The following is an 11,061-nucleotide window of genomic DNA, read 5'->3' as shown; positions in this document are numbered from 1 at the left end:
GTCACCCACCGGCGACCGCGGCCAGCTTGCCCTTGGCCCAGTCGGTGGCCTGGAACGCGCCGCCCTTCACCACGTTGATCGAGATGTAGTCGGCGGTCAGTCCGGAGTGGTCGCTCGCGGAGTAGTGATAGGTGCCGTTCGGGGTGGTCAGGGTCAGGCCCTCGAAGGCGGTGCGGATCTTCTCGGGATCGGTGCCGCCGGCCTTCTTGATCGCCTCGGCGAGCAGCTTGAAGCCGGTGTAGCCGTCCGCGGCGAACTGCGGCGGCGGGTAGCCCTGCTGGGTGGTGAACGGCTTGGCCAGCTCGTCGATCGCGGTCTTCTGCGCACCGGCCGGCAACGCGTCGCCGACCACCGCGATCGAGCTGGCCACGAAGACGCCCTCGGCGGCGGCCCCGGTCGGTTTGAGCCAGAGCGTGCTGGCCTGGGCCCCGGTGAACATCAGCGGGAGGCCGGCGCCGGCGGTGGCGTACTGCTTGGCGAACGCGACGGCGGGTGCGCCGGTCGCCCAGATCGTCAGCGCCTGCGCGCCGGATCGCTTGAGGTTGTTGATGATCGCGCCGAACTCGGTGGTGGAGGTCTGGAACTCCTCGCCGGCAACCATCGTGATGCCGTACTGCGCGGCCTTGGCTTCCATGCCCTTGGCCCCGGAATTGGCGTACGAGCTGCGACTGTCGTGGGCCTGGGCGACCTTGCTGATCTTCTGCGACTGGTAGTACTGCAAGATCCGGTCCGCGTACGTCGCGGAGGTGGCCGGCACGACGAAGACGTACGGATGGATGGGGTTGATCTGCTCGTCGGCCGGGGTGAGCGAGATGTAGGGGATCTTGGCCCGGTCGACCTGCGGGATCGTGGCCAGCGCGGAGTTGGAGAACGGCGAGCCGATGACCGCGACCACGCCGTTGCCCTTGAGGTCGTTGAAGCTCAGCACGGACTGCTCGGGCTGGCTCTTGTCGTCGCGCACGATCAGCTCGACCCGGTTGCCGAGCAGGCCGCCGGCGTCGTTGAGCTGCTGGACGGCCAGCTCGACGGACTTGGCGTCCTCGCTGCCGAGCGGGGCGTAGTTGCCGGTCAGCGAGACGATCAGGCCGATCTTGGTGGTCTCGGCATCGTCCGATGTGCTGCAGGCGGCGGGAAACATCAGCAGGGGTGCGGCCAGAGCCGCGAGGAGACGTCGCATGAGTACCTCCGTGTACTCGGGACGGGTGCCGCAAAGTTAGGCGCAAAATTTACGCTGGTCAATAAACTGCCCGACATCGCAGCACATGACGCCAACACCGCCGGTAATCTGCGCAATGTGCCACCGAAGTCCGCCTCGGCGATCATGCTGACCTTCCTGGGCGATCACGTCCTCGGCCGGGACGTGTGCGTCTACTCCGGAAGCGTCATCGACGTGCTCGCCCGCGCCGGCGTCTCGGCCGAGGCGACCCGCTCCACGCTGACCCGGATGACCGGGCGCGGGCTGCTGCGCCGGCAGCGGCACGGCCGGCGCATGCACTTCGGGCTCACCCCGCTCTCCACCCGCATCCTCACCGACGGATCGGCGCGGCTGTGGCGGACCGGCGCGGTCAACGACGACTGGGACGGCACCTGGACGCTGCTCGCCTTCTCGCTGCCCGGCGAACGGCAGCGCGAACGGCACGACCTGCGCGCCGCCCTCGCCTGGGCCGGTTTCGGCTCGGTCCAGGGCGGACTCTGGATCGCCCCCGGCCACCCCGACATCGGCCCACTGGCCGGCGCCCACATCCGGGTCTTCCACGCCCGGGCCGACGCGTCCACCGACGTCACCGAGATGATCGCGGGCGCGTACGACCTGGCCGCGCTGGCCGCCCGCTACACCGGATTCCGGTCGCACTGGGCGCCGTTCGACGCTGATGCGGCCGACCCGCTGGCCGCCAAGCTGCACCTGGTCACCGACTGGCTGCAGATCATCCGCCGCGACCCCCGCCTGCCGGTGCGGCACCTGCCGCCCTCCTGGCCCGCGGCGGCGGCCCAGGAGCTGTTCTTCCGCCTCAACGGCGCGCTGGCCCCGGCCGCGGCCTCGATCGCGGCCGGCCTGCTGGAGACGGTGCCGTCAGGGGACGACGGTGACCGGCCAGCGGCCGCAGCGGACCAGCTTGATGCCTAGCGAGCCGGCGATCCGGTGCAGCGTCTGGGTGGACTGGCCGACGATCACCGCGTCGGCCCGGACCTGCTTGGCCACCTCGAGCAGCTCGGTGTAGGGCTCACCGGTGCGGATGACCAGGCTGGCGTCGATGTTCAGCAGCGGGACCTGGCGCTCGAACGTCGAGCGCAGCTCGCGCTCGACGGTGTCCTGCGTCGCGATGATGGTGGCGGTGGCGCTGCCGCCGGTGTCGGCCAGCGGCAGCAGCGGCGACGGCAGCCCGCGCACATAGACGGCGACGAGCCGGCAGCGCTGCCGGCGGGCGAGGCCCACGGCGTACGCCCCCGCGCGCATCGAGGACGTCGAGCCGTCGACACCGACCACGATCGCGCGCGGACCGTCCATGCCTACCCCATTTCGTCACGCTTATCCGGACGGTATCGCCACGGTAACCGTTCAGCAATAGGTCCATGCGCACTGAGAAAATTTGCCCACCGCGCACCTCGGGCATGAGTCCGGATCGAGCGGGTAACCGGGCATCATGACCAGCCGATTCGCGCAATGGACCCTGGACGAGGGTTTCACGGTCCTGGCCGACCCGGAGGGCAACGAGTTCTGCGTCCTGCGCCACCGCTAGGACGGCGCCGTTTTCCGGTACCGCGGCCGCGGTACACACAATCACCGCGAGTGGCGGACGCGGCGGCGGCCGTGCCCCGGAGAATGAGCGAGTGACGATTCGTGTGCTGCTCGCTGACGATCAGGCGCTGCTGCGGGCCACCTTCCGACTGCTGCTGGACGCTGAGCCGGACATCGAGGTGGTCGGCGAGGCGGGCAGCGGCGACGAGGCGGTGGCGCTCGCCCGCGGCACGCGTGCCGATCTGGTTCTGATGGACATCCGCATGCCGGGGGTGGACGGCATCGAGGCCACCCGGCGGATCACCGGCGACGACGATTTAGCCGGGGTCCGGGTGCTGGTGCTCACCACGTTCGAGACCGAGGAGTTCGTGGTGGCGGCGCTGCGGGCCGGGGCCAGCGGTTTCCTCGGCAAAGGGGTCGACCCGGGCGACCTGCTGCAGGCGATCCGGACAGTCGCGGCGGGTGAGTCGCTGCTGTCGCCGGCCGCGACCACGACGCTGATCGGCCGGTTCCTCAGCCGGTCCGACCCGGCCACCGTCGCCGTGTCGGCGGCGCTCGGCGAGCTGACCGCGCGGGAGAAGGAGATCACCGCGCTGGTCGCCGCCGGGCTGTCCAACGACGAGATCGGCGAGCGGCTGTTCATCAGCCCGGCCACCGCGAAGACGCACGTCAACCGGGCGATGATGAAGACCGGCGCGCGCGACCGGGCCCAGCTGGTGGTCTTCGCCTACGAGAACGGCCTGCGTGGCTGAGCGGGGGCGGGCCGCCTGGCGGATCTGGGCGCCGCCGCTGCTCGCGATCCTGATCATGATGGCGGCGGTGGCCTATCGGGACGGCCATTTCTGGCGTACGCCGACCAGCGCCCAACTGATTCTCATCCTGCACGGCGCGCTGGCGCTGCTCTTCCGGTTGCGCTTCCCGGTGGCGGTGACGATCGTGGCGGTGGCCGCCGGGGCCGCCCTGCCGCTGGTCGCCGGGCACCTCGTGCTGGTCGACGTGCCGGCGGTCGTCGCGCTCTACACCCTCGCGACATTGCGCGGCCGCCGGACCGCGTGGACGGCCGGCATCGTGGCGGCGGTGGCACTCACCGCGGCGATCGCGCCCTGGCAGGCCGGCGGGCTGCTGGACGTCGCCAACCTGGTGCCGGCCAACTACGCCGCCCTCGCCGTGGCGGCCGGTGAAGGCACCCGCAACCGGCGGCAACTGCTGGCCGAGGCGCACGAGCGGGCCGCGCTCGCCGAGCGCACCCGCGAGGAGGAGGCCCACCGCCGGGTGCGCGCGGAGCGCATCCGCATCGCCCGCGACCTGCACGACGTGGTCGCCCACCACATCACCCTGGTCAACGCCCAGGCCGGGGTGGCGCACCACCTGATGCGGTCACATCCGGAGCAGGCGGTGGCCGCGCTGGCCGGCATCCGCGACACCAGCCGCGCCGCGCTGGACGAGCTGCGCGCGACGGTCGGCCTGCTCCGCCAGGACGACGATCCGCCGCCGAGCCGCCAGCCGACGCCCACCTTCGCCGACCTGGACGACCTCGTCGACGGCTTCCGCCGGTCCGGCTTCGCCGTCGAGGTGACTACCACCGGGTCGGCCCGGCCGCTCGCCGGCGCCGCCGACGTGGCCGCCTACCGGATCGTGCAGGAGGCGCTCACCAACGCGAGCAAGCACGGCACCGACCGGCACGCCGAGGTGCGCGTCGAATGGACCGGGAACGAGCTGACGATCGCCGTCGCCAACCCGGCCCGGCCGGGGCACGCCGGCCCCGGCACCGGGCACGGCCTGATCGGCATGCACGAGCGGGCCGAGTCGGCGGACGGCTCGGTCACCTCCGGCCCACGCCCGGACGGCACCTACGAGGTGCGCGTGACGTTGCCCGGCTGAGCCTGCCCACTCAACCAATTGGCCCGGCCGAGCCGGCCGGCTCACGACGTGCCTGGCCGAGCGGGCCGACACACGACGCGCCCAGCGAGCGGGCCGGCCTCAAGACGTGCCCGGCCGAACTGGCCGGCACACGACGCGCCCGGCGAGCGGGCCGGCACACGACGCGCCCGGCCGAGCCGGCCCGCTCACAACGTGCCCGGCCGAACTGGTCCGCTCACGAAGTGCCCGGCTGGGCGTGCCAGCGCAACCAGGCCGCCTGGCCGCCGTCCACCAGGATGTCGGTGCCGGTGATGTAGCGGGCGCCGGTCAGGAACGCCGCCACCTCGGCGATCTCGGCGGGCGTTCCGGTGCGGCCCGCCCCGCACGCGTCGAGCATCGCCATCATGTGGCTGCCGGAGACCGATTCCGCCTCGGATCTCGCCATCGCGGTGGAGATCACGCCGGGGCTGATCGTGTTGATCCGGGCGCCGCGCCGGTTCCAGGCGAGCGCCGCCGCTTGCACCCGCACCTGGTTGCCGCGCTTGGCCAGGATGTAGGCCTGGACCGGATCTGGGCCGGCCGCGCGCACCACGGCGAGCGACAGCAGGTCAGCGGCCGGCGTGGTGGCCAGTGCCAGCTCGTCGGCGCGGCTGAGCGTGGCGTAGTGGCCGGCCATGCTGGCAACGCAGACCAGCGATGTGCCCGGCCCGGCGACTGCCTCGAACGCGTCGATGACGTGCGCGGTGCCGGCCAGGTCGACCGCCATGATCTTCTCGACGGTGGAGGTGGCCGCGGAGACCCCGGCGGTGTGCACCACCGCGGCGATGGGACCCTCGGCCGCGGCGGCGTCGGCCAGTTTAACCGTCGAGGAAGCGTCGGCCACGTCGGTGAGCTGGCCCGTCGCGGCGTAGCCCTCGGCGCGCAGGGCGGCCACCGCCCGGTCGAGGGCGTCCGGGAACGCGTCGGCCAGGATGACGGTGCGGCCGCTGCCGATCCGCCGGGCCACCGCCAGGCCCATGCCACCGGCCCCGGTGACGACGACGATCTCGTTCATGCCAGCTCCTTACGGGCGGCGATGGCCTGCCGCCACTCTCGGATCGTCCGGGGTGAGATGCCGATGGCGAGCACGCCGACCAGGCGGCCGTCGCGGTGATAGGCGGCCAGGAAACGCCGCTCTTCGAGCGAGCCCTCGACGATCTCGACGCGGTCGTGGCCACGCAGGTAGCCGTAGGCCTGGATCTTCAAGTCGTACTGGTCGGACCAGAAGTACGGCACCGGGGCGAACGGCGCCGGGTCGGACGACAGCAGGTTGCGGGCGGCGGCCATGCCCTGCTCGGCGGCGTTGGTGCGGTGTTCGATACGCATCGACTCGCCGCCGAACAGCGGGTTCGGCCAACGGACCACGTCGCCGGCGCCGTAGATGCCGGGCGCGGCCGCGAGGAATTCGTCGCAGACCAGGCCGTCATCGACGGAAAGGCCGCCGTCGAGCCACTCGGTGTTGGGCCGCGAGCCGATCGCCACCAGCACGTCGTCCGCCTCGACCAGCTCACCGCCGGCCAGCCGCACGCCGCCGGGACAGACCTCGGCGACCGCGACCCCGGTGCGCAGGTCGACGCCGTGCTCGCGGTGCACCTCGGACAGCACCCGGCCGACGTCGGCGCCGACGGCGTGGGCCAGCGGCACCGGCGCCGGTTCGAGCAGCACGACCTCGCAGCCCAGGCCGCGGGCGACGGCGGCCGCCTCGGCGCCCAGGAACCCGGCGCCGACCACGGCCAGCCGCCGGCCCGGACCCAGCCGGCGGCGCAGCGCAAGAACGTCATCGACGGTGCGCAGCACATGGGCCGCCGTCCCGGGCAGCCGCCGCGGACGAACGCCGGTAGCCACGATCAGCCCGTCGAACGAAACCGGCCCGCCACCGGACAGCCCACCCAGCAGACCCGAGCCCGGCACACCCAAGCCCGAGCCCGGCGAGCCCGCGCCCAGCGAGCCCGCGCCCAGCGAGCCCGCGCCCAGAGCCGGGACCCCGCCGGCCAGGTGAACCAGCCGCCCGTTGACGTCCAGCCCGGTGGCGGTGACGCCGAGACGCAGGTCGAGATCCAGCGCTCGGATCTGGTCCGCACTGCGCAGCGTCAACCGGTCCGGTTCCCACTGCGAGGACAGGATCTGCTTGGAGAGCGGCGGACGATCGTACGGCTGCTCGATCTCCTTGCCGATCAGCGTGATCGTGCCGCCGAAGCCGGACCGGCGCAGGGTTTCGGCAGCGGCGAGACCGGCCGCCGAAGCGCCCACGATGACGATCCGATTCACGGCTCCACCAGGCGGATCGCGGCCGCCGGGCACACCGCCGCCGCCTCCCGGACCGCGTCCTGCTGCGACGGCTCCGGGGCCGGGTCGAGCACGATCGCGACGCCGTCCTCCTCGCGCTGGTCGAAGACGTCCGGGGCGACCATCGCGCACTGCCCGGCGGCGACGCACTTGGGCTCGTCGAACTCGATGCGCATGCCGATCACCACGTGACCGGCAGCGACTTGAGGCCGTAGGCGACGCCTTCCATCGCGAACTCGACCTCCTCGAACGGCACCGCCAGCGCGAGCGTGGGGATGCGTCGGTAGAGGGTGCCGTAGGCGACCTGCAGCTCGACCCGGGCCAGCGACTGGCCGAGGCACTGGTGCGCGCCGTAGCCGAAGGCATGGTGCTGGCGGGCGGCCCGGCGCAGGTCGAGCCGGTCCGGCGAGGGGAACTCGGCCGGGTCGTAGTTCGCGCCGGCCAGCTCGAAGACCACACCGTCGCCGGCCCTGATGACCGTGCCGTGCAGCTCGATGTCCTCGACCGCGATGCGCCGGATCCCGGAGTGCACGATGGTCAGGTAGCGCAGGATCTCCTCGGTTGCGTTCGCCACGAACTTCGGGTCGTCGCTGTTCTCGCGCAGCAAGGCCAGCTGATCCGGGTTGTGCAGCAGCGCCAGCGTGCCGAGCGAGATCATGCTGGCGCTGGTCTCGTGCCCGGCGATGAGGATGGCGCCACCCATCGTGACCGCCTCGGCGAAGGTCATCTCCCCCGCTTCGACCCGCGCGCCCATCTCGGAGAGCACGTCGTCGGCCGGTTCGTCGATCTTCTTCGTCAGCAGGGCGCCGAGGTATTCGCCGATCCCCCGGCCCGCCGCGGCTGCGTCCGACGGATCGGCGTCGTGACTGATCGCCCGGTGGCTGGCTTCCTGGAAGAACTTGTGGTCGGCATAGGGCACGCCGAGGATCTGGGTGATCACCAGCGTGGGCACCGGCAGGCCGATCGTCTGCACCAGATCGGTGGGATGCGGTCCGGCGAGAAGGTCGTCCACCAGGGAGTCGATGATCTCCTGGATCCGGGGCCGCAACGCCTCCACCCGTTTGACCATGAAAGGCCCGTTCACCGTACGACGGAGCCGGGTGTGCTCCGGCGGATCGGTATTGGTGATCACCGCCGGGATGTGCGGGGCGGCGGCCGCCCGGCCCGGGGTCATGTGCGGATATCCGGCCCGCTTCTCGTCGATGCTCAGCCGGGCATCGTTGAGCAGGGCCCGCTGGTCGGCGTGCCGGGTGATGAACCACGGCGTGGAGCCGTCCCAGATCGTCACCTTGCCGACCGGGCCCATCGTGCGCACGGCGGCGGCCGGCGCGAAGGGGCAGGACGGTTCCCGGGTCATCGGGTAGTACGGCGCGTCATCGGACATGGACCCATGCAAACAAAGCAACCTGACACGAACCGGACAGCCGATTGTGGCCCGGGTCACACCATGGAGTAGCCGAACCCCCGCCTCGTATGGATGAGCGGCGGCCCGGCCTCGTCGATCTTCTGCCGGAGCCGGGAGATCAGCCGCTCGATCGCGTTCACCTCGCGCGGCTCGTTCCAGACGTGCCAGGCCAGCTGCTCCTTGGTCAGCACCCGGCCGGCGTTGACCAGCAGGTGCCGCAGCAGCCGGAACTCGGCCGCGGTCACCTCGATGCGCCGGCCGCCGCGCCACACCCGGCAGGCCTTCTCGTCGAGCAGCAGATCGCCGCGCCGCAGCAGGTCGCCGCGGGCCCGCTCGCGCAGCAGCACCTCGACCCGGGCGAGCAGCTCGGCCACCCGGCACGGCTTGGTGACGTAGTCCTCGATGTCGGTGCCGAGCTCGGGCACGAGCCGGCCGAGCGACTCGCAGGAGGCGACGCACAGCACCGGCGGCCGGTGCAGAACCGGCCGCCGGTGGGCGATCTCCTGAAGATCGGGGAGGTCGGAGTCGACGATCACGAGATCGACCGGCTGCTGACCGAGCGCCACCATCGCGTCCGCCCCGGTGGCGACCGCCTCGACCAGATATCCGGACGACTGCAGCGGATCGACCAGCTCATCGCGGAGGCCGGCGGCCAGCAGGCGGTGGCGCACCGCGTCAGCCTACGACAGTTTTCACCGGCTCCGATTCAAAACCTTCGATCGATTTGGTACGCCCCGGGAAGTACCAGTTGGCCCGGCCAAACAGCGTCATGAGCGCCGGGATGAGGGTCATTCGCACCACGAACGCGTCCACCAGGACCGCGATGGCCAGGCCGATGCCGATCATCGAGACGATCCGTTCGCCGCTGAACCCGAACGAGGCGAAGACGAACAGCATGATGGTGGCGGCGGCCACGATGACCCGGGCGGTCTCGGCGAGCCCGATCCGCACCGACCGGCGGTTGTCGTGGGTCTCATTCCACTCCTCGTGCATGCGGCTGACCAGGAAGACCTGGTAGTCCATCGACAGGCCGAACATCACGCCCATCACCAGAACCGGGACCAGGTAGTTGACCGGCGCGCCGGTGCCGACGCCGAGCAGCCGCGAACCCCACCCGAACTGGAAGATCGCGGTGACCGCGCCGAGGCCCACGAAGATCGTCGCGAGGTTGCTGATCGCGCCGGCCAGCGGCACGAGCAGGCTGCGGAAGGCGATCGCGAGCAGCAGGAAGCCGAGCAGGGCGATCAGGCCGAGGTAGAGCGGGAGCTTGCCGAGCAGCGCGTCGGCCAGGTCGATGCTGCTCGCGGTGGCGCCACCGACGTACACCCGCAGGCCGGAGGCCGGGATGACGTTCGTGCGCAGCTCCTTGACCAGGTCGGCGGTCTGTTCGGTCTGGGCGCTGGTGCGGGGCACGACGGTGGCGACCGCGATGCCGTTGCGGGTGTAGGAGGAGACCGAGGCGACGCTGCCGAGCGTGGGCAACTCGCGCACCAGCGCGGCGAAGGAGGCGGCGTCCGGGTTCTCCGCGACCAGGAGCAGGGTGGCGTCGGCGCCCGCGCCGAAGCCCTCGGTCATCAGCTCGTAGTAGGCGCGCGAGGACGATCCGGCCGGGTCGCTGCTGGCGTCCGCGTCACCGACCCGCAGGCTCAGCACCGGGGCGGCCAGGACCACGACGACCAGCAGGGCGCCGGCGGCCGAGCGCAGCGGCGCGCGCTGCACCAGCGCGGCCCAGCGGGCGCCGCGCCGCGGCCGGTGGGCGACCGGCCGGCGGGGCAGGACGCGCCGGCCGAGGATGCCGAGCAGCGCGGGCAGCAGGGTGATCGCGGCGGCGACGGTGAACAGCACGGTCACCGCGGCGGCCTGGGCCATGCCGGTGAGGATGCCGAGCTGCACGACGTACATGCCGAGGAGCGCGACGATGACGGTGAGGCCGGCGAAGACCACGGCCCGGCCCGAGGTGGTGAGGGCACGGACGAGGGCGGCCGGCACCGGCTCGCCGTCGGCCAGCGCCGCGCGGTAGCGGTTGACGATGAACAGGGCGTAGTCGATGCCGACGCCGAGGCCGATCAGGGCGCCCATGGTGAGGCTGGTCGCGGCCAGCGTGACCACGTGCGCGGCGAGGATCACCACCAGCAGCGAGGCGGCCACGCCGACCACCCCCGTGATGATCGGCAGCGCCGCCGCCCAGGCCGAGCGGAACACCAGGAACAGGATCACCAGGGCGGCGAGCAGGCCGACCGCCTCGGCGCCGTGCGAGCCGCCCGGCTACTCGGTGAAGGCGGGTCCGCCGAGCTCGACGCCGGCGGTCCGGGCCGCGGCCTCGGCGGCCGCGGGGTCGGCGCCGGCTTTCAGGGTGACGGTGGCGTACGCGACGCCGTTGTTGGTTACCGGTTTGCTCACCGCGACGACGCCCGCCGCGGCGGCGACCTGGTCGAGCATCGCGGTGACGCCCGCCGTGCCGGCCCGCCAGACGACGGTGCCGGACTCGGTCCCGGCGCCGGATCCGGAGCGGGCCAGCAGGCTGTAGGCGGTGCCGGACTCGCTGCCCGGCATGCCGGGGTCGTCGGAGAACGCGGTGCCGACGCCCAGGACCAGGGCGGCGAGGGTGACGAGGGCGGCGATCCAGCCGCCGAGGACGGCGTAGCGCCACCGGAAGCAGGCGCGGGCAAGTGATGTCACGGCGGGACCTTTCAGCGAAGAACGGGGCCTTCACCAGGGTCGTCGTGGCGGTCGG

At 72.2% G+C, this 11,061-nt stretch carries 11 protein-coding genes and 1 pseudogene; 3 read left to right on the top strand and 9 right to left on the bottom strand.

The genetic code is table 11. From position 1 onward, the window contains the following. Nucleotide 1: 1 nt before the first annotated feature. The gene (locus AB0E90_RS35495; protein WP_360415729.1) at nucleotides 2–1,177 is read right to left on the bottom strand and encodes an ABC transporter substrate-binding protein; all 1,176 of its coding nucleotides are present in this window, start codon (nucleotides 1,175–1,177) and stop codon (nucleotides 2–4) included. A gap of 117 nt (nucleotides 1,178–1,294) precedes the next feature. Here AB0E90_RS35495 and AB0E90_RS35490 point away from each other — a divergent pair, with 117 nt between their 5' ends. Continuing rightward, nucleotides 1,295–2,125, top strand: coding sequence for a PaaX family transcriptional regulator C-terminal domain-containing protein (locus tag AB0E90_RS35490; RefSeq protein ID WP_360415727.1), 831 nt, complete (start codon nucleotides 1,295–1,297; stop codon nucleotides 2,123–2,125). Here AB0E90_RS35490 and AB0E90_RS35485 read toward each other — a convergent pair. After that, nucleotides 2,072–2,506 carry a universal stress protein gene (locus AB0E90_RS35485; protein WP_360415725.1) on the bottom strand — a complete coding sequence of 145 codons (435 nt, stop codon included), beginning with the start codon at nucleotides 2,504–2,506 and terminating at the stop codon, nucleotides 2,072–2,074. The two genes, AB0E90_RS35490 and AB0E90_RS35485, sit on opposite strands and share 54 nt — an antisense overlap. Before the next feature lie 323 nt (nucleotides 2,507–2,829). Between AB0E90_RS35485 and AB0E90_RS35480 the strand changes: the two genes are divergently transcribed. Beyond that, the gene (locus tag AB0E90_RS35480) at nucleotides 2,830–3,489 is read left to right on the top strand and encodes a response regulator transcription factor (protein ID WP_360415723.1); all 660 of its coding nucleotides are present in this window, start codon (nucleotides 2,830–2,832) and stop codon (nucleotides 3,487–3,489) included. After that, nucleotides 3,482–4,618: a histidine kinase gene (locus AB0E90_RS35475; protein WP_360415721.1), complete on the top strand. Its 1,137-nt coding sequence runs from the start codon at nucleotides 3,482–3,484 to the stop codon at nucleotides 4,616–4,618. Before AB0E90_RS35480 ends, AB0E90_RS35475 begins: the two co-directional genes overlap by 8 nt. Nucleotides 4,619–4,832: 214 nt before the next feature. Here AB0E90_RS35475 and AB0E90_RS35470 read toward each other — a convergent pair whose 3' ends face one another. The 7 genes and pseudogenes from AB0E90_RS35470 to AB0E90_RS35440 form a co-directional block, all read right to left on the bottom strand. Next, nucleotides 4,833–5,651, bottom strand: coding sequence for an SDR family oxidoreductase (locus tag AB0E90_RS35470; protein ID WP_360415719.1), 819 nt, complete (start codon nucleotides 5,649–5,651; stop codon nucleotides 4,833–4,835). Beyond that, nucleotides 5,648–6,904: an FAD-dependent oxidoreductase gene (locus tag AB0E90_RS35465; RefSeq protein ID WP_360415717.1), complete on the bottom strand. Its 1,257-nt coding sequence runs from the start codon at nucleotides 6,902–6,904 to the stop codon at nucleotides 5,648–5,650. Before AB0E90_RS35465 ends, AB0E90_RS35470 begins: the two co-directional genes overlap by 4 nt. Next, a complete protein-coding gene (locus AB0E90_RS35460; protein ID WP_360415715.1) occupies nucleotides 6,901–7,098 on the bottom strand; it encodes a ferredoxin in 198 nt (65 codons plus the stop codon). The genes AB0E90_RS35465 and AB0E90_RS35460 overlap by 4 nt, the downstream gene beginning before the upstream one ends. Before the next feature lie 5 nt (nucleotides 7,099–7,103). Next, complete coding sequence (locus AB0E90_RS35455; protein WP_360415713.1) at nucleotides 7,104–8,306, bottom strand: cytochrome P450; 1,203 nt, start codon at nucleotides 8,304–8,306, stop codon at nucleotides 7,104–7,106. Nucleotides 8,307–8,362: 56 nt separating this feature from the next. Then, nucleotides 8,363–8,998: a response regulator transcription factor gene (locus AB0E90_RS35450; protein ID WP_360415711.1), complete on the bottom strand. Its 636-nt coding sequence runs from the start codon at nucleotides 8,996–8,998 to the stop codon at nucleotides 8,363–8,365. Between the two features lie 4 nt (nucleotides 8,999–9,002). Then, nucleotides 9,003–10,565 (bottom strand): annotated as a pseudogene (locus AB0E90_RS35445) (MMPL family transporter); the annotation flags it as partial. 27 nt (nucleotides 10,566–10,592) lie between these two features. Beyond that, a complete protein-coding gene (locus tag AB0E90_RS35440; protein WP_360415709.1) occupies nucleotides 10,593–11,006 on the bottom strand; it encodes a hypothetical protein in 414 nt (137 codons plus the stop codon). Between the last annotated feature and the right edge of the window lie 55 nt (nucleotides 11,007–11,061).

This window comes from Actinoplanes sp. NPDC026619, from assembly GCF_040638295.1.
In the GTDB taxonomy this organism is placed as follows: domain Bacteria; phylum Actinomycetota; class Actinomycetes; order Mycobacteriales; family Micromonosporaceae; genus Actinoplanes.
This window is presented reverse-complemented; position numbering and strand designations above follow the sequence as displayed.

Coding starts and splice junctions, on each gene's coding strand:
- AB0E90_RS35495 (WP_360415729.1), bottom strand. CDS start 1,177: ATGCGACGTCTCCTCGCGGCTCTGGCCGCACCCCTGCTGATGTTTCCC.
- AB0E90_RS35485 (WP_360415725.1), bottom strand. CDS start 2,506: ATGGACGGTCCGCGCGCGATCGTGGTCGGTGTCGACGGCTCGACGTCC.
- AB0E90_RS35470 (WP_360415719.1), bottom strand. CDS start 5,651: ATGAACGAGATCGTCGTCGTCACCGGGGCCGGTGGCATGGGCCTGGCG.
- AB0E90_RS35460 (WP_360415715.1), bottom strand. CDS start 7,098: ATGCGCATCGAGTTCGACGAGCCCAAGTGCGTCGCCGCCGGGCAGTGC.
- AB0E90_RS35455 (WP_360415713.1), bottom strand. CDS start 8,306: ATGTCCGATGACGCGCCGTACTACCCGATGACCCGGGAACCGTCCTGC.